This window comes from Pseudomonas sp. P9_2, assembly GCF_034008255.1.
GTDB lineage: Bacteria > Pseudomonadota > Gammaproteobacteria > Pseudomonadales > Pseudomonadaceae > Aquipseudomonas > Aquipseudomonas synxantha_A.
The window spans coordinates 4,389,292-4,410,631 of the sequence record NZ_CP125376.1; the positions used below are offsets into that span (position 1 = coordinate 4,389,292).

The following is a 21,340-nucleotide window of genomic DNA, read 5'->3' on the forward strand; positions in this document are numbered from 1 at the left end:
ATGTATCGAGCCACCCGCGCTTTGGTGTTGCTTTTGTCTGGTTTCCTGGCGGGTTGCAGCGCCGTATCGCCTTTTTCCACGCTGACCAAGCTGGACGTGGTGTTGACCGCCAACGAGCACGTCAACCCCGACCTGCACGGTCGCCCCTCTCCCGTGGTGGTGCAGTTGATCGAACTGCGCCATGGCGTCGCCTTCGAACATGCCGACTTCTTCAGCCTGTATGACAAGGCGCAGCAATTGCTGGCAAAGGACTGGGTAAGCAGTGAAGAAGTCGAGCTGCGTCCAGGTGACCGCCTGGCGCTCAAACTCCGTATCGGTCCCGACAGTCGTTTTGTGGGGGTGTTGGCGGCTTACCGAGACTTGCCGCACGTTCAATGGCGGCAGTTGATCCCCGTGACTCTGCACCAGCGCAACCGTGCCGATCTGGTGCTGGACCAGGACGGCATACGCGTTGTCGACTCGCTCGCCGTGATGGAGGTGCGCTGAGATGCCTGTTCATAAAGTGATCTGGCAAGAAGGCATGTTGCTGCGGCCACAGCACTTGCAGCACAACGACCGCTATTACCAACAGCAACTCAACCAGACGCGCTTGTTGGGCAGTGATGCCTGGGGCTTCCTTACCCTGGAGTTGAATGAGCAATACCTAAAGCTGGGCAAGCTGGTGGTCAACCAGGCAAGTGGCGTCTTGCCGGACGGGAGCTTGTTTGATTTGAGTACCGCTATGGAACCGCTGGTGTTGCAGGTGCCAACTGATGCGGGAAGGCAGGGCATTTACCTGGCACTGCCCCTGGCCAGCGGCAATCACCTTGAGGTTCGCCAGCCTGAACAGAGCGATGTTCTGGCGCGTTACCTGCGATGCGAAGTGGAAGTGGGAGACTCCAACCTGGGTGTAGATGCGCGTTGCCGAATCAGCTGCGCACGGCCCGACTTACGCCTTGTATTGGGCGAGCAAACGGGTGATCAGAGCTTCGTCAAACTCAAGGTTGCCCAGGTACTGGATGTCAGCGGTGAAGGGGGCGTGAGCCTGGATAACGCGTTCATTCCGACCTTCATTTTCGTGCAGGAGCATGGCTACTTGGCGTCGTGCCTTAACGAAGTCGTCGGTCTGCTTGCCAGCCGTGGCGATGCCATCGCGGCGCGCATTCGTGGCGAGAGCACGGCTGCAAGCACACAACTCGGTGATTTCCTGATGCTGCAGGTGATCAATCGTACCGAACTCGCGCTGCGGCACTGCCTGAGCCAGGCCCAGGTTCGGCCTGAAGCGCTGTTCCGCCTGTTGGTGTCGATGCTCGGCGAGCTATCAACGTTCGCCTGTGACAGTAAACGCGCGCAGCTGGACGTGCATTATCGACACAGCGACCAGGGCGCCAGTTTTCGTGGGCTGATGGAGCGCGTACGCGCCGTCCTGTCGGTGGTGCTTGAGCAACATGCGATCGAATTGACATTGCAACCACGCCAGTACGGCGTTCTGGTCTGCCCGGTCAGCGAGTTGAAATTGCTCGGCACGGCCACGTTCATCCTGGCAGCCACCGCGCAGTGTGAGGCAGAGGAACTGCGCCAGCGCCTGCCGGCCCACCTGAAAGTCGGGCCGGTAGAGCGCATACGTGAGTTGGTCAACCTGCACCTGGCCGGTATCAAGGTCAAGCCGCTGCCAGTGGCGCCGCGGCAGATTCCGTTTCATGCCGGCAAGACCTATTTCATCCTCGATATGAGTGCCCCCGAGATCGCGCAATTGCAGCAGTCGGGCGGTTTCGCGTTCCACGTAGGCGGTGACTTCGCCGGGCTTGAACTCAACTTTTGGGCCATCAGGAATTGAATGCCATGGACAGTGAGTACACACAGGATGAAAGAACCGTCCTGCTCGACCGTGAGGGTCATGGGCCTGCACAGGGGCCATTGACGGATTTCCCATCGCCGCCACGCTATGAGCAGCTGGAAGATCGCATGATCTATGCCGGCCGTATGCTCGATGCGTCGAGCTTCAAGGCCGGGCTCAACCCGCTGGTGGCTGCGGCTTGGGCGGTGTTGTCCGAGATCGTGGCGCTCAGGGTCTGCTCTGGTCGCGAAGACCTGGGCACGCTCAACGACCGATTGTCATTGGCGGTGACTCAATTCGAAACCCGCGCCTTGCAGGGCGGTGTTGAAAGCAGCCAAGTCATGTCGGCGCGTTATGTGTTGTGCAGTGTGATCGATGAGGCGGTTGTTACTACGGCGTGGGGGGCACAGAGTGAATGGTCGAAGGTGAGCCTGTTGAGCCGCTTTCATAACGAAACTTTCGGCGGCGAAAAAGTTTTCCAACTGCTGGAGCGTCTATCACGCGACCCGGTGAAGCACCTGCCGATGCTGGAGCTGCTTTACCTGTGCCTATCCCTGGGGTTCGAGGGCAAATACCGAGTGATGGAGCGCGGCATGTCGCAACTGGAAGGTGTTCGCGATGCCTTGTATCGCCAGATCCGGCACGTACGCGGGGAGCCGTCGCCGGCGCCACCCGTGCCCGCGATGCACGGGGCGAGCCGGCGTACGGGGTTGTGCGTTGTTCCCGTTACCTGGTTGGTCATCTTCACCCTGGTTTGCTTGCTGGCAATGTACACAGGATTTGCCTGGGTGCTGAGCACGGAGCGCGCGAACGCGCTGCAACCGCTTCAATTTTCGGCGTCGGATTTGATCCGCACGTCCTTGTAAACGCAGGGAGCAAAGAATGAGCGCATTCTTCAAGGGTGTGGGCGCCGTGCTGGGCCGGTTTTGGGTTTGGAGCATGTTGCTGGCGCTTTCGTGTGCGGCAGTGGTGTGGTTTTGGGGGCCGCTGTTGGCGGTGAATGATCAGCCTGTTTGGCAGGGCGCGACGTCTCGCCTGGTCACCATCAGCGTCGTGTTCCTGCTTTGGGGGTTGGTGATGGCCCTTGCCCGCGGTGGTCGTGCCGCCCGGCGTCCACGGTCTGAGCGCCAGCCCCGCCAGCAGCCGTCGACACGGGTGGAGAACGAATACCGCTGCGTACGCACTCGGTTCAAGGATGCGGTTCACCTGCTGAAAACCTCCAGCCGTTATGGAGAGCGCAGCGCGCGTTGGCGCCATGAGTTGCCCTGGTACCTGTTGATGGGTGAGCCGGGCAGTGGCAAGACGCAGCTGCTGGCGGCAGCCGGCTTGCAGTTATCGCCTGAACACGCTGACAGGCGACCGACGAGCAGCAGTGCTCATTGCGAGTGGTATTTCGCCGACGAAGGCGTACTCGTCGACACCCCGGGGCGCTATCTGACCCAGCCTGACAGTGCAGTGGATGCCGCAGGCTGGGCCACTCTGCTGAATCTCCTCAGGTGGCGCCGCCGGGTGCGCCCGCTCAACGGCGTGGTAGTGGCTCTGTCGGTAGACACGTTGCTCAACACCAGCGAGTACGACCTGGATCACCATGCCCGTCGTGTGCACGCGCGCTTGCAGGAGATCCAGCAAACACTACATGTGGATGTGCCGATCTATCTGGTCTTGACCCAGGCGGATCGATTGCCCGGATTCGCTGAGTTCTTTGATTCACCCCATGGGGAAGGTGCCGACAGCCTGCTGGGGCAGCCACTGGATGTCGGCAGCGGCATGCCTGAAAATACCCAGGTTCACGAGGCCGTCGAGGGATTATTGCAGCGTTTGAACGGTGAGCTGATTGCGCGACTGCACCAGGAGGGCAACGTTGAACGTCGTGGTCAGATCCTGGAGTTTCCCCAGCAGGCGGCACGCGTCGGTGAGCGTGTAAGCCTGTTCGCTGAAATGGCCTTTTCTGCTCATCGCTACCAACCCATCAATGGTTTGCGAGGGTTCTTCCTGACCTGTGCCGATGACAGGCATGTACGTTTTGTGAGGGGGCTGTTCAGCCAGGTGATCTTTGCCGAAGCCGGTCTTGCCAGCCTGCAAGCCCAGGAGCAGCGGCGCATCCGTCAGCGCCAGGGCCTGCAAGCGATGACAGTCGCGCTGATTCTTGGCGGGGTCAGCGGTCTGTGGATGTACAGCTACAGCGTCAACCAGCAACGCCTGGTCCAACTGGCGGCATTGGTCGCCCAGACGGCGCCGGCCGCAGGGGCTCAAAGCGATGAAAGCCCGGCGTTGTTGGGGCTGTTGGATGCGCGGTTGGCGGCGACCCGGGTGTTTCCGGCGGCGCAGGATGTGCGCCTGGTCGAGCGCCTCGGCCTGTATCAGGGCGAGGTGAGTCGTCCCTGGGTAGACCAGGCTTATGAGCAGGCGCTGCAACAGCAACTGCTGGTCTGGATAACCGCGCAGCTTGAAGAACAGATAGAGGCAAGCCTGGGGGACCGCGAACGGTTATTGGATAACCTGCGTGCGTATTTGATGCTCAATCTGCGCGAGCGCCGTGACGCGACCTGGCTGGCACAGCATGTGACAGGCCTTTGGTCGGTGCGTTTTGCCGGGGATATGCCCACGCAGAAGCGTCTGGGGGAGCACTTGGCGCGGCTGCTTGAACGGCCGTTTGTCACACCGCTCAACGATGAGCGAGTGGCCCAGGCCCGCGAAGTGCTGAGGGGGGAATCGTTGGCCGATGGCGTGTATCGAGTATTGCGCGAACAAGCGCGCAACCTGGAACCATTGCGCCTGGCCGAGGGTAAGGTATTTGCCACGATCGACCCGCCTGTTCCCGGTTTCTATACAAAAAGATATGTGCAGTACTTTGAGGCGCAGGGCCCGAGGTTGGTCAATGCCATCGCTCAGGATAATTGGGTGCTGGGGCAGGGCACCGACCTGGGGCCACAGGATCTGCGGCGGTTGATGGCAGAACTGCAGCAACGCTACTTCAGTGAGTATGCCGATGCCTGGAGCGACGTACTCGGACGAGTCAGGCTGCAACAGACCGACAGCCTGCGCCAGGATGCCGACCAGCTCATGAGCCTGACCTCGGCACAGTCCCCGTTGATTCGGCTATTGCAGCAGTTGCGGGAAAACACTCGTTTGCTGCCAGGCCATGTGCTGCTGGATAAGGTGTCCCAGCATTCGGGAGAGCTGGCAGGGCTGGCCAAGGCGACGTTGACGGATGGGCAGTCGGTTTTTGACGATGCGCCACGGCGGGCATTGCAGCAGCGGTTTGAACCCTTGCATCAGTTGCTCGATGAGCAGCACAACCCCGGCGCAGAGCTGGCCCAGGCGTTGCGTTTGCTCGGTGAGCTGCACCTGCAACTCACGGCATTGAACCGTGACAGCGCGCCGGAGCAGGCGGCCTTCCTGCGTGCTCGACAGCGTATGGAGGGGCAGCAGGATGTACTGGGCAATTTGCGTGATGCTGCTGCGCGTCTGCCGCTGCCGCTTGCCGGTTGGTTCGAGGGCGTGGCCGACGACAGTTGGCGGCATTTGCTGGAGCAGGCGTATGTGCATGTCAACCAACGGTATCAGGGCGACGTACATAGCCTTTATGCCAAGGCCCTTCGCCGACGTTATCCATTCAATGCCCATGCAAGCAGTGATGTTGCGCTGCATGATTTTCAGGAGTTCTTCAAGCCGCAGGGGGTGATGGCGCGTTTTTATGAGGGATATCTTCGGCCTTTCATCAGCGCCGATGGCAGCCGTTACAGGTTGCGTGGGTTGGATGGCCAGAGTTTGCCGGTTTCGCGCTCGCTGCTGGACCAACTGACGAAAACCCAGGTAATCCGCCGCGGCTTTTTCAGCGAGGACTCGGGGGAGTTGTCTGTGCGATTTACCTTGGCGCCCTACAGCCTGGACCAATCGGTCAGCCGAGCCGTACTGCGGTTTGGCGACCAGCAGTTGGAATATCGGCACGGCCCGATCACGCCCATGGCGTTTCATTGGCCCACCGAGGCAGAGAATGGGCGCAGCAGCCTTGTGCTGGACAGAGGTACGGAGCAGCGCCCGTTGGGCATCGAGAAAAACGCAGGGGCCTGGTCGCTGTTCCGGTTTTTCGATCTGCTGCAGAAAGAACCCGCAAGTGGTGCAAATATGCAGATTTTCAAGGCAGACCTCGCCGGTCTGCGCGCCAATTACCTGCTGACCAGCCAGCGCACGCCAGGGCCGTTTGATATGGACACATGGCGCACCTTTCGATTGCCGGAGCAACTGTGAGCCAGGCCGGCGCCCATTGGCGCAGTGCCGGGCGCACCCAGCGAGGGCAGGCGCGACTGCGTAATGAAGATGCGTTTCTGGACAACCCGCATGGCGGTTGCTGGGCTGTGGCGGACGGAATGGGCGGCTATCGGCACGGTGATGTCGCCAGTCATTGGGTGGTCAGCCACCTGGCTTCAGTGTCGGCTCATGGCAACCTCCATCAACGGATCAATACCGTTCGGGAAAGTTTGCAAGGCGTTAACCAGCGATTGCGGCGTGCGTGGACAGAGCCCGACTCAAATGATGGCGCGACGATGGGCAGTACCGTGGTTGCCTTGCTGTTGGAGAACGGTCGGGCAGCCTGTGTCTGGGCCGGAGACAGTCGCTGCTATCTATGGCGGGGCCAGAACCTCTACCAGTTGTCCAAGGATCACTCGCTGCTGCGGCGCCTGATGGACGAGCGTCATATCAGCGTGGCGCAAGCCCAGGCGCACCCCGATGCCAGGGCCTTGACCCGCGCCGTTGGTGCGCGCTCGCGTTTGGACCTTGAGGTATTGGAGCTCAGTACTCGCCCTGGGGATGTATTCCTGTTGTGCAGCGATGGCCTGTATCAGACCCTCAGCCATGTCGAGGTGGGACGGGCGTTGAGCAGGAGAACGCCCCGGCAGGCGGTGGAACAATTATTCGCCGGGGCGTTGCGCAGGCCGGTGCGAGATGACCTGACCGCAGTTGTGGTGCAACCTTGAACCTGACGGTTGCACCATCCCGTCTGCTGGCAGGGCGTTATCACCTTGAGCACGTCCTGGGCAGCGGCGGCATGGGCGTGGTGTACCGCGCGCGCGATCTGCTGCATGAGCAATTGGGCCAGCCTTGCTCCAGGGTGGCACTTAAGCTGCTGGGCGAGTCCATTTCCCAGTGCCCCGACGCGCATGTGCTGTTGTACGGCGAGTTTGCGTTGGCCCGCAGCCTGCGGCACGACCGTGTGGTACGGGTGTTTTCCTTTGAGGTCGACACCCACAGCAAAATTGCGTTTTTCACCATGGAGCTGCTGCAAGGGGTGACCCTCGACCGGCTGCTGCTGGAGTGCCCCTATGGTTTGCCCTGGCAGGAACTGCAACCCATCGCTCTGCAGTTGCTTGATGCTTTGGCCTACATCCACCAGAAGAACGTCCTGCATGGCGATGTGAAACCCGCCAACGTCATGGTGGGAGAGGAGGGCGTATGTTTGTTCGATTTTGGCCTGGGGCATGCTCAGGCGCACGAGGCGATGGGCTTGCCAAGTGTCAGCCGTACTCGTTTCAATGCCTGGACACCCGCCTACGCGGCCCCGGAATTACTGGACGGCGGTGCGCTGAGCGGCGCTGCGGAGGTATACGGCATGGCCTGCATTGTGTATGAGCTGGCTAGTGGTCAGCGCATCGGCGCACGCTCTTTCACTGACCGGCTGGCCCGGCCCGCGCAATTACCCAGGCACTGCTGGCCGGCATTACATTCGGCGTTGGCGATAGATCCGCAGCGTCGAACGGTAACACTCGCCGAATTGCGCGAAGTGATGGCCTGCAGCCGGCCACGCTGGTACTTGTAGGGTAAAGGTCAGACCGCCAGGCCATGCAGCTGGCAATACTCCACCCAGTCCATGCCGGCCATCTGTGCGACTTCTTTATGCACTTCGCGGCGCTGGGCCTCGAAGGTTTCGGTGGAGTCGGCCGTTAGTTCAAGGGTCAGTTCCCAGGCGAACAGATGTCGCTGCTCCGCGTGGGCTTCGAACGCTTCGTGCAAGCGCTCGGCGCGATACTGCGCCAGGGTTTCCCCCCTGGCCTGGGCGGCCAACGGGTTGAGGCTGTCCAGCTCAGCGGCGATATGTGGCTGATCGCGCAAAAACCTGTCCAAGGCAAGCTGGTAAGTATCGCTGGGTGCTGACAAAGACATGCCCTTAGTGCGAAGGACGGGACTTGGAATCGCCTGAGTGCGCGCTGGGGTGAAGGCGCGCACGTTTTCGGGCTCTGCGTCGCATCCAGTTCTGCAACGGCGCCAGCAAGAAGAACATCAGGTAAGCGACTAGCACCAATGCCAGGTCAACCCAGGTTTCAGCGACTGGCCCGGTGAACAGCTCAATGACATTCTTGATTACAAACAGCAGCACCACACTGCACAACCACAGCAAAATGGTGACAAATAGGGGACGCATGTTGCTTGACCGCTTGTCTTGCATAATGAAGCTCTCTCCTTTGTGCCTGTTGTCGTTCCAGGCCTGATTCCCTGACTGCGTACCTGCTGGTTTGCAAGTTGTAACATCCTTTAACACGCAGACAGACGCGGATGATACCGACTCAGATAGCCTTAGGGGTTGCTTCAAGTCAGAAAGTTCGATAATTCGGTGGGAAATAAGTGCAGCTATCGTGCGTTTTATCCCAAGAAGCGCGGTACGGGCTGGCAAAAGTCTTTCGCTCCTGCTCTCAGGGCGTGTAGCGTTAGCGTGTGTTTCCGGCCCTGGCTTCCAGCGGCAATAGGTGACGGGCAGAGGACGGCTCATGGCGCAAACGCTGTTCAAACTTTTCCTTACCCAGCGCCTGGCGGCCTTGGCCAGCACCGAGTCGTTGCGTGCGATTCGCGAGGGGTTGTTGTGGATACTGCCGTGTCTGTTGGTATCCGCCGGATTCCTGATCCTGTCCGAGTGCGCCCAGGCGTTGGGGTTCGCCCCCCCGGTAGTGAGTTTCCTGGCGGGGTTGCACAACCAGATCAGCTCGGTGATTCCCTTGCTGGTTGCGGCCTCCATCGGTTACATGTTGGCGATCCAGCATCGCCTGCCCCAGCTGCCGGTCGCCTTCCTGTGCCTGGCCCACGTGGTGGTTGCCACGTTCGTATTGCGCGAGTATCCCCGGGCGTCGGCCACCTTCCTGCTGTTTATTGCCATCGCTTCGCCCTTGATCAATGTGCCGGCCATTGCCTGGCTGCACCGTTTTCGCTGGACACGCCTGGTCAACGAAGACCTGGTTGGGCATAACCTCAAGGGCACCATCAACATGGTGATCCCTGGCGCGATCACGGCGTTGTCACTGGTGATGATACTGACGTTGCTGTTGCTGATTCCCTACGTGGCGCAATTGCAGGGGCCCCGGGTGCTCGATGCGTTGCAATCGCCTTACAGCACTGGGTTGTTTGTAACGCTGATGAATTCGCTGCTGTGGTTCTTCGGCATTCACGGCGTCTATGCCATGCAGCCGTTGTTCGATGTACTGGACCAGGCCGTGGTGCTTAATGGTGCGGCGCTGGCGGCGGGGCAGCCGGTCCAATACCTGCTCAATAACGGCCTGCTCGGCAGTTTTGCGTTTATCGGCGGATCGGGCGCTACCTTGTGCCTGCTGCTGGCGATCCTGGTGTTCTCCCGCAGCCACTCCATGCGGTTGCTGGCGATCGCCAGCTTGCCGTTGTCGTTATTCAACGTCAGCGAGGTGCTGTTGTTTGGCTTGCCGATCATCCTCAACCCGCGTTTGTTCATACCGTTTCTACTGGTGCCGGCGTTCAACGCGATGGTGGCATTGACGGTGGTGCAATTGGGCTGGGTCTCGCCGGCGGTGGCCAGCGTGCCGTTTACCGCGCCGGTGCTGCTCAATGCCTACCTCAGCACCCATGGCGACGTGGCGGCTGTGGCCCTGCAAGTGTTGCTGTTGGGCTTGGGCACGCTGGTGTATGCGCCCTACGTGCGGGCCATTCATCGTCAGTCCATCGACGGTGGCACGGTTTACCTCAAGTCTCTGGACATGACCTTTCGCGGCCTCGAAGAAAAAGGCCGCCTGCTGGAGTTCGACCCGGTAATGGCCTCCCACCGGACCCTGGCGCGGCAGGCCGTTGAATTGAGCCGGATCCAGCAGATCAGCGATTACGAGTTCTACCTTGAATTCCAACCCCAGGTGTCTACCCGTACCGGCTTGTGCACCGGGTGCGAGGCATTGATGCGCGCCCGGGACAGCCACGGCACGGTGCATTCACCCTGGGAGTTCCTGCAATGGCTGGCGCAAGCCAGGCTGATGCCGGACGTGGACGTGTGGGTGGCGTCCCAGGCCGTGCGCCAGTATCAGAAGTGGCGCAAGATCGGCTTTGAACTGCCCATGACCATCAACATTTCCAGTGCCACCTTGAAGGACGCCGCCTATGGTGATCGCCTGGTGGAAATTCTTGCCCAGGCCGATGGCCGAGTGTCGGTGGAAATCACCGAAGATGCGCTGGTCAGCGATATTCCCGCCGCCCGCCAAACCATCCATAAACTGCAGGCCACCGGAGCAAAAGTGTATCTCGATGATTTTGGCACCGGGTTTTCCGCGTTGAGTTACCTGCACCAGTTTCCTGTGGACTTTATCAAGATCGACCGCAGTTTTGTGGTGGCCCAGCGCGACCCCAAGGGCGCCCAGGTGCTGACCGGCATGTTGCGGTTTTGTGAGGCGTTGAACCTGGGCGTGGTAGTGGAGGGGGTGGAGACTGCCGAGCAACTGGCGTTCTTGAGTACGGGACCTGAGTTGTTTATCCAGGGATGGTATTTCAGCAAGGCATTGCCGGGTGATCAGTTGCCGCGCTTTGTGCGCGAGCGGGCGGCGGTGGTTTGATCCGGCGGTTGGGACGACCGGATAGCCAGACGCTCTTGCCCCACCACTCGGCACTTGGCTAGCGGCAGGTCTTGTCCGTTCTGGTCTCACGAGGCGCCAGCAGATAGTCGACGACAGCCTCGTCCACGCAGCGGTCGATGCCGTTGAGCACCAGGGTGTGCCCGTCTCCCTCACGGGTGACCAGTGGGCTTTTAAACCATTTCGCCATCTGCCGCGCGTTGATGTAGGGCGTAGTCGGATCGAATCGCTGGCCGACAAACAGCAACGGTGGCAGGCTCGGTGCGGCCACCGGCACGTGGGCTGAAAGTGTGCCGCGCCATGGCCACAGGTCGCACAGTTCCAAGCCCGACTGCTGCACCGCCAGGTAATTGGTGAAGGGCGAGGCCTCTCGAATCGCCTGTCTCTGCTTGCGCAATAACTGAACATCGCGACCCGGGATTGCGACGTCTGCACAAGAGATTACGCTCAGGGCATCATCGGCATCTTCCCCGACGTTTTCGTCAATCAGCCCGGCTACCTGTTCATCGGCGATCCCATCGTTGGCCTTGTGCAACAAAGCCATCAGCTCGGGCCAGCGGTCGGACCACAGCAGCAGCGCTTGAGTGGTGGTCAATAGGTCGTCGGCGGTCACTTCGTCCCCATCGGGCGTGATCAAGGCTGTGTCGTATACCTGGCGTAATAGTTGATGAAACGCCTTGGTCGCTCCCGCCTCATCGGACGGTAAAGGGCAGTCACGGTTTTTTGCGCAGTACGCTGCAAAGCGTTTGAAGGTTTGCTGGTAGCCGCGAGCCTGATTCAGTAGCTGGGTGTAATCGTCCTCTGAAACGTCCACCACACCGTCCAGCACCAATGCACGGGTTTGCGCTGGAAAACGTTCGGCATACAGTGCCGCGACCTGGGTGCCGTAGGAGTAGGCTACTGCGGTTAAACCGGGTTCGCCCAACGCAGCCCGGATCACATCAAGGTCATTGACCGCGTCGTCGGTGCCCATGTGCTGCAAGACCTTTGCGCCTGTATGTTCGATGCAGGCGGCCAGGGTTTTGCGGACCTGGGCTTCCAAGGCGCCAGCGTCGTTTTCGTCGATGACCGTTTTTTCGTCCCGCTCGGGCAAGGCACAGGAAATCTTCGGTGTTGACTGCCCCACGCCTCGCGGGTCGTAGCCGATAATGTCGTAGGAGCGCGTGAGCCTGGCCACGGTGTCGTCATCGGCCAGGAAGGGGTTGATCCCGGGCAGACCCGGCCCCCCGCTGATCACCACTACGCTGCCCTGTTTGACGCTGGTGGCAGGCAAGCGGGTCAGCGCGAGTCGTACCTTGTCCGCCTTGGCGTTGCCCGAATATCCCAAAGGCGCCTCAACATAGCCGCACAGCAGATCCTCCGGTGGCTCAGCGTCAAACCAATTGTCGAAGGGGCTGTTGGTGCACGGCTGCCAACGCACAGCGCCGGGCTGGGCGTGGGCAGACTGGGACATGATGATCAGCGGGAGCAGTACCAGCAGGTGCTTGAGTGTTGACATGAAGAGTGAGTCAAGGCCAAAGGGCGCTTACCTTAACCGAGATAGGTGGTCTGGAATCACGCCTTTACAGAATCACCACAAATGTTCGCCAAGGGGCATTTTGTTCAATATCCGTAGTGTCAGAGCCTTTACCGTGAAGTCACCTGTGTTTGACTTAACAAGAAGGGACTGCAATGAGCTTGATCATTTCCATGGCTGCTTTCGCCCTGGCCACCTCCATTACCCCTGGCCCGGTCAACGTGGTTGCCCTGAGCAGCGGTGCACGCTTTGGCTTTGCCGCCAGCCAGAAACATGTGTTCGGCGCGGCAGTCGGCTTCACTTTACTGCTGGTACTGATCGGCCTGGGGCTGCATGAAGTGCTGGTGCGCTGGCCGATACTGACTCAGGTAATCCAGTGGGGCGGGGTGGCTTTCCTGTTGTATATGGCTTGGAAACTGGCGATGGATGACGGTCGCCTTGACGCTGAAGGCGCCGCTACCGCGCCATCGATGCTGTACGGCGCGATCATGCAATGGCTCAACCCCAAAGCCTGGCTGGCCTGCGTGGCCGGGATGGGGTTGTTCGTGGCCGATGGCGATGCGGGGCAGGTATGGCTGTTTGCGGCGCTTTACCTGGTGATTTGCTACCTGTCGGTGGCGTGCTGGGCGTATGCCGGGACGTTCTTGCGTCGCTACTTGAACAACCCGCAGGGCGTGCGCCTGTTCAACCGCTCAATGGCCGCGTTGCTGGTGGCCAGTGTGGGTTATTTGCTGATGGCTTGAGGTTCTCGCGGTACTGCCCGGGCGTGGCGGCAAAGTGTTGTTTGAACGTGCGCTGGAAGTGCGCCTGGTCGGCAAAGCCTGCGGCCAGGGCGACATCGGCAATCAGTTCGCCGTCGCGCAATCGAGCGCGGGCGAACTGGATACGGCGATTGACCAGGAAGGCATGGGGTGTCAGCCCGTAATATTGCTTGAACGCGCGAATCAGGTACGACGGCGACAGCTCGGCCGCCAGGCAAATGTCCTCCAGCTTCAACGCCTCGGTGCAGTGTTCACGGATGAAGTCCGCCGCACGCTCCAGCTTGTGATTGACCTCTCGTATCGGCGTAAGCGACGGGTTCAAACGCTGCTGGACTTCGCTGAAGTAACCTACCAGCGCGCTCTGTTTGTGCAGCAGTTCGGCCTGCTCATCCACCAACAGTCGGTACAACGCCAATAAGCCGTTATACAGCGAGACGTCTCGGGTATAGGGGGTGCTGAACGGGCGATAACCCTGGTCGGTGCTGAAACCCAACTGGTGCTGCAGGTCGGTCAGCCAGGGTGTATCCAGGTAGAGCATATGATAGGACCAATGCTCATTCTGGATAGGGTTACAGGCGTGCACGTCGCCGGGGTTCATCAGCACCACGGTGCCAGCGCTGATCTCGAACGTTTGTGTGCCGTAGTGGTAATAGCTGCGCCCGGTGGTGATCGCACCGATGGAAAAGTGCTCATGGGCGTGCCGGGTATAGGTAACCTTGCGCCCGTCGGCAATGGTGCGCGCCTCGATAAACGGCACGCGTTCGTCACGCCAGAAACAAGGCGCCTGAGCGGGGCGGGCAGTGGTGTTCAGCGACATGGCGGTGGTTCCATCCCTTGAGAGATCGAGGGCTGATCTTTACACACACCGCCCGTGGCGTCAGCCTTGATGTGATGTCAGGCAGGTACCAAAAAGGCGGCCTTGAGCAACTGGCGGGTGTAGGCATGTTGTGGGTCGGCAAAAATCGCCTTGGCATCGCCTTGCTCCACCACCTGGCCTTGCTTGACCACCATCAGTTGGTGGCTGAGCGCCTTCACCACCGCCAGGTCATGGCTGATAAACAGGTACGTCAGGTTGTACTTGGCCTGCAAGCCGCGCAGCAACTCAACCACCTGGCGTTGTACCGTGCGGTCCAGGGCGGAGGTGGGCTCGTCCAGCAAAATCAGGCGCGGCTTGAGCACCAGGGCGCGGGCGATGGCGATACGTTGGCGTTGGCCACCGGAGAATTCGTGGGGGTAGCGATGACGGGATTCGGGGTCCAGGCCCACTTCCCTGAGCGCTGCGATAATCGCTGCTTCCTGCTCGTCAGGCGTGCCCATCTTGTGGATGCGCAAGCCCTCGCCGACGATTTCGCTGACGCACATGCGCGGGCTCAGGCTGCCGAATGGGTCCTGGAACACCACCTGCATTTCCCGGCGCAACGGGCGCACCTGTTGCTGGGTAAGCGTGTCCAGTTGCTGGCCTTCGAAGCGTATCCCGCCCTTGCTGCCGATCAGGCGCAAAATCGCCAGGCCCAGGGTGGACTTGCCCGAGCCACTTTCACCGACGATGCCCAGGGTTTGCCCCTGGGGCAGGCTGAAATTGATGCCGTCCACCGCCTTGACGTAATCCACGGTGTTGCGCAAAAAGCCCTTCTTGATCGGGAACCAGACTTTCAGGTCGTCTACTTCCAGCAACGCTGGGCCGACCTCATTGCCGGCCGGGCCGCCGCTGGGCTCTGCTGCCAATAATTCCTGGGTGTAGGGGTGCTGGGGCGACTGGAACAATGTTTCGCACTCGGCCTGCTCCACGATGCAACCTTGCTGCATCACGCACACGCGATGGGCGATGCGTCGCACCAGGTTGAGGTCGTGGCTGATCAGCAACAGCGCCATGCCCAGCCGCGCCTGCAACTCCTTGAGCAACTCCAGGATCTTCAACTGCACGGTGACATCCAGGGCCGTGGTCGGCTCATCGGCGATCAGCAGCTCCGGCTCATTGGCCAACGCCATGGCGATCATCACCCGCTGGCGCTGGCCACCGGATAATTCGTGGGGCAGCGCCTTGAGGCGTTTGTGCGGTTCGGGGATGCCCACCAGCTCCAGCAACTCCAGGGTGCGCCGGGTAGCGACCTTGCCCGTCAGGCCCTTGTGCAGGCCGAGTACTTCGTTGATCTGCTTCTCGATGGAGTGCAGCGGGTTCAACGAGGTCATCGGCTCCTGAAAGATCATTGCAATGCGGTTGCCGCGAATATGCCGCAGGGTCTTTTCTTTAAGGGTCAGCAGGTCTTGCCCGGCGTATTCGATAGTGCCGCTCGGGTGTCGCGCCAACGGGTAGGGCAGCAGCCGCAGGATCGAGTGGGCCGTTACCGACTTTCCGGAGCCGCTTTCGCCGACCAGCGCCAGGGTCTCACCCCGTTTGATGTCGAAACTCACCTGGTTGACCACGCGGTGGTGATGTTCACCGGTGACAAACTCGACACTGAGGTCACGGATTTCGATCAGATTGTCCGGATTCATCTCATTTCCTCGGGTCGAACGCATCGCGAGCGGACTCGCCGATAAACACCAGCAGGCTCAACATGATCGCCAGTACGGCAAAGGCACTCATGCCCAGCCACGGCGCTTGCAGGTTGGATTTACCCTGGGCCACCAATTCACCCAGCGACGGCGAACCCGCCGGCAGGCCGAAGCCAAGGAAATCCAGGGCGGTGAGGGTGCCGATGGCGCCGGTAAGGATGAACGGCAGAAAGGTCATGGTCGAGACCATCGCATTGGGCAGGATATGGCGGAACATGATCGCGCCGTTCTGCATGCCCAGCGCCCGCGCTGCGCGCACGTACTCAAGGTTGCGCCCGCGCAGGAACTCGGCGCGCACCACATCCACCAGGCTCATCCAGGAAAACAGCAGCATGATCCCCAGCAGCCACCAGAAGTTGGGCTGCACGAAACTGGCGAGGATGATCAGCAGGTAGAGCACCGGCAGCCCCGACCAGATCTCCAGAAAGCGCTGCCCGGCCAGGTCGACCCAGCCGCCATAGAACCCCTGCAACGCGCCGGCAATCACGCCGATGATCGAGCTGAGCACGGTCAGGGTCAGGGCAAACAGCACCGATACGCGAAAGCCGTAGATCACCCGCGCCAGCACGTCACGCCCCTGGTCATCGGTACCCAGCAGGTTCACGCTTGAAGGGGGCGCAGGGGCGGGGACCTTCAGGTCGTAGTTGATGCTCTGGTAGCTGAACGGGATCGGCGCCCACAAGGTCCAGGCGTCCTTGGCCTTGAGCAGTTCCTGGATATACGGGCTCTTGTAGTTGGCTTCCAGGGGGAATTCGCCGCCGAAGGTGGTCTCGGGGTAGCGCTTGAGCGCCGGGAAATACCAGTCGCCGTCGTAATGTACGGCCAGGGGTTTGTCGTTGGCGATCAGCTCGGCGCCCAGGCTCAGCCCGAACAGGATCAGGAACAGCCACAGCGACCACCAGCCACGTTTGTTGGCCTTGAACCGCTCGAACCGGCGGCGATTGAGGGGGGACAGGTTCATCTCAATGCTCCCGGCTGGCGAAGTCGATACGCGGATCGACCAGGGTATAGGTGAGGTCACCGATCAGTTTCACGACCAGTCCCAGCAGGGTGAAGATAAACAGCGTGCCGAATACCACCGGATAGTCGCGGTTGATGGCCGCTTCAAAGCTCATCAGGCCCAGGCCGTCGAGGGAGAAGATCACCTCCACCAGCAGCGAGCCGGTAAAGAAGATGCCGATGAACGCCGAGGGGAAGCCGGCGATCACCAGCAGCATCGCATTGCGGAAGACGTGGCCGTAGAGCACGCGGTGGTTGGTCAGCCCTTTGGCCTTGGCGGTGACCACGTATTGCTTGTTGATCTCGTCGAGAAAGCTGTTCTTGGTCAGCAGGGTCATGGTCGCGAAGTTGCCGATCACCAGTGCGGTGACAGGCAGCGCCAGGTGCCAGAAGTAATCGAGGATCTTGCCGCCAACGCTCAACTCGTCGAAGTTGTTGGAGGTCAGCCCGCGCAAGGGGAACCAGTCGAAATAACTGCCGCCGGCAAACACCACGATCAGCAAGATCGCAAACAGGAACGCCGGAATCGCATAGCCGACGATGATGGCCGAGCTGGTCCACACATCGAAGTGGCTGCCGTGTCGCGTGGCCTTGGCGATCCCCAGAGGGATCGACACCAGGTACATGATCAGGGTGCTCCATAACCCGAGGGAAATGGACACCGGCATCTTTTCCTTGATCAGGTCGATGACCTTGGCGTCACGAAAAAAACTGTCGCCAAAATCCAGCCGGGCGTAGTTCTTGACCATGATCCACAAGCGTTCCGGCGCCGATTTGTCGAAGCCGTACATCTTTTCGATTTCCTTGATCAGCGCCGGGTCCAGGCCTTGGGCGCCACGGTAGCTGGAGCCGGCCACCGCGACTTCGGCCCCGCCCCCGGCAATGCGGCTGGTGGCGCCGTCGAAGCCTTCCAGCTTGGCGATCATTTGCTCCACCGGCCCGCCGGGGGCGGCCTGGATGATGACGAAATTGATCAGCAGAATCCCGAACAGCGTGGGAATGATCAGCAACAGGCGGCGAACAATATAGGCCAGCATTCAATCGCCTCCGCTCGCCGCATCGGCGTTTTGTGTGGTGTCCAGGGAGACCGCCGGTTTGACATCGGGTTTGGCCCACCAGGTGGCCGTGCCCACGTCGTAGCGTGGCGAGACCTTGGGATGACCCAAGTGGTCCCAGTACGCCACGCGGAAGGTCTTGATGTGCCAGTTGGGCACCACGTAGTAACCAAACTGGAGTACGCGGTCGAGCGCCCTGGCGTGGGCAATCAGGCTTTGGCGCGAGCCGGCATCGATCAGCTCTTCGACCAGTTGGTCAACGGCCGGATCCTTGAGACCCATGTAGTTACGGCTGCCGGGCTTGTCGGCGCTGGAGGATTTCCAGAATTCGCGCTGCTCGTTACCGGGCGAGGTGGACTGTGGGAAGCTGCCCACCAGCATGTCGAAATCCCGTGAGCGCAGGCGGTTGACGAACTGCGAGACATCCACTCGGCGAATCACCAGGTCGATGCCCAGGTCGGACAGGTTGCGCTTGAACGGCAGCAGGATGCGTTCGAATTCGGTCTGGGCCAGCAGGAATTCAATAGTCACCGGCTTGCCGGTGGTATCGACCATCTTGTCGTCGACGATCTTCCAGCCTGCCTCTTGCAGCAGTTGGTAAGCCTCACGCTGCTGGGTGCGGATCATGCCGCTGCCGTCGGTTTTGGAAGGTTCGAACGCCTGAGTGAAGACTTCGGGCGGGATCTTGTCGCGCAAAGGCTCAAGGATCGCCAGTTCATCCGGGCCAGGTAAACCGGTGGCGGCCATTTCCGAGTTTTCGAAATAGCTGCGGGTTCGGGTGTACGCGCCGTTGAACAGCTGCTTATTGCTCCATTCGAAATCCAGCAACAGGCTGATGGCCTTGCGCACGCGCACATCCTGGAACATCGGCTTGCGCATATTGAACACAAAGCCCTGCATGCCGGTGGGGTTGCCGTTGGGAATCTCTTCCTTGATCAGTCGGCCCTGGGTCACCGCTGGAATGTTGTAGGCGTTGGCCCAGTTCTTTGCGCTGAACTCCAGCCAGTAATCGAACTGCCCGGCCTTCAATGCCTCCAGGGACACGGTGCTGTCACGGTAGTAATCCGTGATGCGGGTGTCGAAATTGTAGAAACCCTTGTTGACCGGCAGGTCCTTGGCCCAGTAGTCCTTGACCCGCTCGTAGCGAATCATGCGTCCGGGTTTGACCTGCGCCACTTGGTAAGGCCCGCTGCCCAGGGGAGCTTCCAGGTTGCCCTTGGAAAAGTCGCGGGTCGCCCACCAGTGCTTGGGCAGTACCGGCAACTGCCCGAGTATCAGCGGCAATTCGCGGTTGTTGGTGCGCTTGAACTTGAACAGCACACGCAACGGGTCTTCGGCCACCACTTCGTCGACATCGGCGTAGTAGTTGCGATAAAGCGGGTTACCGTCCTTGATCAGGGTCTGGAAGGTAAACACCACGTCCTCGGCGCGCATCGGATGGCCATCGTGGAAGCGCGCTTCGGGGCGCAGGTAGAAACGCACCCAGCTGTTGTCCGGGGCTTTTTCGATTTTGCCCGCCACCAGCCCGTATTCGGTAATGGGCTCGTCCAGGCTTTGCATGGCCAGGGTGTCGTAGATCAAAGGCAGGTTATCCGCCGGCACACCCTTGCTGATGTAGGGGTTGAGGCTGTCGAAGCCGCCCATGGCCGATTCGCGGAAGGTGCCGCCTTTGGGGGCGTCGGGGTTGACGTAGTCGAAATGCTTGAAGTCGGCGGGGTACTTGGGGGGCTCGTTGTAGAGGGTCAGCGCGTGTTGCGGGGCGGCTTGGGCCGCGGTGCACAGCAACAGGCTGGCGAGCAGGGTAGTACGCAAAGACATCATTGGGCTTTCTCCGAAGCTTTCAGCCACCACGCACTCAGGCCCAGGCTATAGGGCGGCGTGGTAACGAAGGCGAACCGGTTGCGGTACGCCAGGCGATGATAGTTGAGGTACCAGTTGGGAATGCTGTAGTGCTGCCACAGCAGCACGCGGTCCAGGGCGCGGCCGGCCGCCAGTTGTTCTTCGCGGGTCTGCGCCGCCAGCAGTTGATCCAACAGATGGTCGACCACCGGGTTGGTGATGCCGGCGTAGTTCTTGCTGCCTTTGATCGTGGCCTGGCTGGAGTGAAAGTACTGCCACTGCTCCAGACCCGGGCTCAAGGTCTGGTTGAGGGTCATCAGAATCATGTCGAAATCGAATTGATCGAGGCGCTGTTTGTACTGTGCCCGGTCGACGGTGCGCAAGCGGGCGTCGATGCCGATGCGGGTCAGATTTTCGACATAAGGTTGCAGGATGCGCTCAAGGTTCGGGTTGACCAGCAGGATCTCCAGGCGCAGCGGTTGCCCATCCTTGTTGAGCAGGCGTTGGCCCGACAGTTTCCAGCCGGCTTCGCCGAGCAGTGTCAGGGCGCGCCGCAGCGTGTCGCGGGGGATACCGCGACCGTCGGTCTGCGGCAGGCTGAACGGCTGGGTAAACAGTGCGGCCGGCAGTTGGTCGCGATAGGGTGAGAGCATCAGCCACTCATGGCCCACGGGCAGGCCGGTGGCCGAGAATTCGCTGTTGGGGTAATAGCTCACCGAACGCTTGTAGGCGCTGCTGAACAGGGTGCGGTTGGTCCACTCGAAGTCGAACATCAACCCCAGGGCTTCGCGGACCTTGGCCTGGCTGAAGGCGGGCCGCCGGGTATTCATGAACAGGCCCTGGCTCTGGGTGGGGATCTGGTGGGCAATCTGCGCCTTGATCACATCGCCACGATTGACCGCCGGGAAGTTGTAGCCCGTGGCCCAGTTCTTGGCCTGATGCTCGATGTAAATGTCGAATTCACCAGCCTTGAAGGCTTCAAAAGCCACGTCGCTGTCGCGATAGAACTCTACCTCGACCTTGTCGTAGTTGTAGAAGCCTCGGTTGACCGGCAGGTCCTTGCCCCAGTAATTCTTGACCCGTTCAAACACCAACTGCCGCCCGGGGGCGACCTTGGTGATGCGGTACGGTCCACTGCCCAGCGGCGGCTCGAAGGTGGTGGCCTTGAAGTCACGGTCCTTCCAATAGTGTTGGGGCAGCACCGGCAGTTCGCCCAGGCGCAGGATCAGCAACGGGTTGCCCGCGCGCTTGAATACAAAACGGATGCGGTGGCGGTTGAGAATATCGACCCGGGCCACTTCCTGCAGGCTCGTACGGTATTGCGGATGGCCTTCGGTCAACAGCGTGCGATAGGAAAACGCCACGTCTGCGGCGGTGATCGGCTTGCCGTCGTGAAAGCGCGCTTCGGGGCGCAGGTTGAACACCACCCAACTGCGGTCCTCGCTGTATTCCACCGACTGGGCAATCAGGCCATAGCTGGAAGTGGGCTCGTCGCCCGACGGCGCGTACTGGCCGGTGCCGACCATCAAGGGTTCGTTCAGCTCATTGACGCCGTATTGCAGGAAATTGCCGGTGGAAACCGGGCTGGTGCCCTTGAAGGTATAGGGGTTGAGCGTGTCGAAGGTGCCAAAGGCCATAACCCGCAGTGTGCCGCCTTTGGGCGCTGCAGGGTTTACCCAATCGTAATGGGTGAATTTGGCCGGGTACTTGAGTGAGCCGAACTGCGCGTAACCGTGGCTCTCGGTAATCGTCGCGTTCGCAGCAAAGCTCAAGGCCAGACTTGTTAGTAGAAGGAGAGGACGCTTCAAGTCAGAGATCCGATCCAGGCGGCTTGGGCTTTATGATCGGTACAGTAACAGCTTGTTCCGGTTGGAAAAAGCATCTTGAAATTGGCTATAGGCCGATGTGGGAGGGGGCTTGCTCCCGATAGCGGTGTGTCAGTCAAT

17 protein-coding genes are annotated in these 21,340 nt (G+C 60.5%); 8 read left to right on the forward strand and 9 right to left on the reverse strand.

All coding sequences use genetic code 11. The features are described 5' to 3' along the window. Genes tssJ through QMK52_RS19690 form a run of 6 tightly spaced genes read left to right on the forward strand, consistent with a single transcriptional unit; the run spans position 1 to position 7,634 of the window. On the forward strand, positions 1 to 486 hold the full coding sequence (tssJ, locus tag QMK52_RS19665; RefSeq protein WP_005788774.1) for a type VI secretion system lipoprotein TssJ: 486 nt from the start codon (positions 1 to 3) through the stop codon (positions 484 to 486). Position 487: 1 nt separating this feature from the next. After that, entirely contained in the window at positions 488 to 1,816 is a 1,329-nt protein-coding gene (gene tssK / locus QMK52_RS19670) for a type VI secretion system baseplate subunit TssK (RefSeq protein WP_005788773.1), read from the forward strand. A 5-nt stretch (positions 1,817 to 1,821) separates the two neighbouring features. Further along, a complete protein-coding gene (gene icmH / locus QMK52_RS19675) occupies positions 1,822 to 2,682 on the forward strand; it encodes a type IVB secretion system protein IcmH/DotU (RefSeq protein ID WP_005788772.1) in 861 nt (286 codons plus the stop codon). Positions 2,683 to 2,698: 16 nt separating this feature from the next. Continuing rightward, positions 2,699 to 6,067, forward strand: a complete 3,369-nt coding sequence (gene tssM / locus QMK52_RS19680; RefSeq protein WP_005788770.1) for a type VI secretion system membrane subunit TssM — start codon at positions 2,699 to 2,701, stop codon at positions 6,065 to 6,067. Next, a complete protein-coding gene (locus QMK52_RS19685; RefSeq protein ID WP_050989041.1) occupies positions 6,034 to 6,795 on the forward strand; it encodes a PP2C family protein-serine/threonine phosphatase in 762 nt (253 codons plus the stop codon). The genes tssM and QMK52_RS19685 overlap by 34 nt, the downstream gene beginning before the upstream one ends. Then, positions 6,792 to 7,634, forward strand: coding sequence for a serine/threonine-protein kinase (locus tag QMK52_RS19690; RefSeq protein ID WP_005788768.1), 843 nt, complete (start codon positions 6,792 to 6,794; stop codon positions 7,632 to 7,634). Before QMK52_RS19685 ends, QMK52_RS19690 begins: the two co-directional genes overlap by 4 nt. A gap of 8 nt (positions 7,635 to 7,642) precedes the next feature. Here QMK52_RS19690 and QMK52_RS19695 read toward each other — a convergent pair whose 3' ends face one another. Together QMK52_RS19695 and QMK52_RS19700 are read right to left on the reverse strand one after the other, a co-directional pair. Continuing rightward, entirely contained in the window at positions 7,643 to 7,972 is a 330-nt protein-coding gene (locus tag QMK52_RS19695; RefSeq protein ID WP_005788766.1) for a DUF6388 family protein, read from the reverse strand. A 10-nt stretch (positions 7,973 to 7,982) separates the two neighbouring features. Further along, positions 7,983 to 8,237, reverse strand: a complete 255-nt coding sequence (locus QMK52_RS19700) for a hypothetical protein (RefSeq protein ID WP_228309798.1) — start codon at positions 8,235 to 8,237, stop codon at positions 7,983 to 7,985. A 343-nt stretch (positions 8,238 to 8,580) separates the two neighbouring features. On the opposite strand from QMK52_RS19700, the gene QMK52_RS19705 reads away from it, so the two are divergent. Continuing rightward, positions 8,581 to 10,650 carry a PTS sugar transporter subunit IIC/EAL domain-containing protein gene (locus QMK52_RS19705; RefSeq protein ID WP_005788763.1) on the forward strand — a complete coding sequence of 690 codons (2,070 nt, stop codon included), beginning with the start codon at positions 8,581 to 8,583 and terminating at the stop codon, positions 10,648 to 10,650. A 58-nt stretch (positions 10,651 to 10,708) separates the two neighbouring features. Here the strand turns inward: QMK52_RS19705 and QMK52_RS19710 are convergent, their stop codons facing one another. Next, positions 10,709 to 12,166, reverse strand: a complete 1,458-nt coding sequence (locus QMK52_RS19710) for an alpha/beta hydrolase (protein WP_320403284.1) — start codon at positions 12,164 to 12,166, stop codon at positions 10,709 to 10,711. A gap of 173 nt (positions 12,167 to 12,339) precedes the next feature. On the opposite strand from QMK52_RS19710, the gene QMK52_RS19715 reads away from it, so the two are divergent. Beyond that, complete coding sequence (locus tag QMK52_RS19715) at positions 12,340 to 12,927, forward strand: LysE family translocator (RefSeq protein WP_032803577.1); 588 nt, start codon at positions 12,340 to 12,342, stop codon at positions 12,925 to 12,927. Here the strand turns inward: QMK52_RS19715 and QMK52_RS19720 are convergent. The 6 genes from QMK52_RS19720 to QMK52_RS19745 form a co-directional block, all read right to left on the reverse strand. Continuing rightward, on the reverse strand, positions 12,869 to 13,762 hold the full coding sequence (locus QMK52_RS19720; protein ID WP_005788760.1) for an AraC family transcriptional regulator: 894 nt from the start codon (positions 13,760 to 13,762) through the stop codon (positions 12,869 to 12,871). The genes QMK52_RS19715 and QMK52_RS19720 overlap by 59 nt on opposite strands. Positions 13,763 to 13,839: 77 nt before the next feature. Next, a complete protein-coding gene (locus tag QMK52_RS19725; RefSeq protein ID WP_005788759.1) occupies positions 13,840 to 15,441 on the reverse strand; it encodes an ABC transporter ATP-binding protein in 1,602 nt (533 codons plus the stop codon). A 1-nt stretch (position 15,442) separates the two neighbouring features. Continuing rightward, positions 15,443 to 16,462: an ABC transporter permease gene (locus QMK52_RS19730; protein ID WP_005788757.1), complete on the reverse strand. Its 1,020-nt coding sequence runs from the start codon at positions 16,460 to 16,462 to the stop codon at positions 15,443 to 15,445. A gap of 1 nt (position 16,463) precedes the next feature. Beyond that, positions 16,464 to 17,537 carry a microcin C ABC transporter permease YejB gene (locus QMK52_RS19735; RefSeq protein ID WP_005788756.1) on the reverse strand — a complete coding sequence of 358 codons (1,074 nt, stop codon included), beginning with the start codon at positions 17,535 to 17,537 and terminating at the stop codon, positions 16,464 to 16,466. Continuing rightward, positions 17,538 to 19,376, reverse strand: a complete 1,839-nt coding sequence (locus QMK52_RS19740; RefSeq protein ID WP_005788754.1) for an extracellular solute-binding protein — start codon at positions 19,374 to 19,376, stop codon at positions 17,538 to 17,540. Then, entirely contained in the window at positions 19,373 to 21,202 is a 1,830-nt protein-coding gene (locus QMK52_RS19745) for an extracellular solute-binding protein (protein WP_005788753.1), read from the reverse strand. Before QMK52_RS19745 ends, QMK52_RS19740 begins: the two co-directional genes overlap by 4 nt. Positions 21,203 to 21,340 lie beyond the last annotated feature (138 nt).

What these genes read in the sequence shown, in the direction of transcription:
- tssJ (WP_005788774.1), top strand. Translation starts at nt 1, where the DNA reads ATGTATCGAGCCACCCGCGCTTTGGTGTTGCTTTTGTCTGGTTTCCTG.
- tssK (WP_005788773.1), top strand. Translation starts at nt 488, where the DNA reads ATGCCTGTTCATAAAGTGATCTGGCAAGAAGGCATGTTGCTGCGGCCA.
- icmH (WP_005788772.1), top strand. Translation starts at nt 1,822, where the DNA reads ATGGACAGTGAGTACACACAGGATGAAAGAACCGTCCTGCTCGACCGT.
- tssM (WP_005788770.1), top strand. Translation starts at nt 2,699, where the DNA reads ATGAGCGCATTCTTCAAGGGTGTGGGCGCCGTGCTGGGCCGGTTTTGG.
- QMK52_RS19685 (WP_050989041.1), top strand. Translation starts at nt 6,034, where the DNA reads ATGGCGCACCTTTCGATTGCCGGAGCAACTGTGAGCCAGGCCGGCGCC.
- QMK52_RS19700 (WP_228309798.1), bottom strand. Translation starts at nt 8,237, where the DNA reads ATGCGTCCCCTATTTGTCACCATTTTGCTGTGGTTGTGCAGTGTGGTG.
- QMK52_RS19705 (WP_005788763.1), top strand. Translation starts at nt 8,581, where the DNA reads ATGGCGCAAACGCTGTTCAAACTTTTCCTTACCCAGCGCCTGGCGGCC.
- QMK52_RS19710 (WP_320403284.1), bottom strand. Translation starts at nt 12,166, where the DNA reads ATGTCAACACTCAAGCACCTGCTGGTACTGCTCCCGCTGATCATCATG.
- QMK52_RS19715 (WP_032803577.1), top strand. Translation starts at nt 12,340, where the DNA reads ATGAGCTTGATCATTTCCATGGCTGCTTTCGCCCTGGCCACCTCCATT.
- QMK52_RS19720 (WP_005788760.1), bottom strand. Translation starts at nt 13,762, where the DNA reads ATGTCGCTGAACACCACTGCCCGCCCCGCTCAGGCGCCTTGTTTCTGG.
- QMK52_RS19725 (WP_005788759.1), bottom strand. Translation starts at nt 15,441, where the DNA reads ATGAATCCGGACAATCTGATCGAAATCCGTGACCTCAGTGTCGAGTTT.
- QMK52_RS19730 (WP_005788757.1), bottom strand. Translation starts at nt 16,462, where the DNA reads ATGAACCTGTCCCCCCTCAATCGCCGCCGGTTCGAGCGGTTCAAGGCC.
- QMK52_RS19735 (WP_005788756.1), bottom strand. Translation starts at nt 17,537, where the DNA reads ATGCTGGCCTATATTGTTCGCCGCCTGTTGCTGATCATTCCCACGCTG.
- QMK52_RS19740 (WP_005788754.1), bottom strand. Translation starts at nt 19,376, where the DNA reads ATGATGTCTTTGCGTACTACCCTGCTCGCCAGCCTGTTGCTGTGCACC.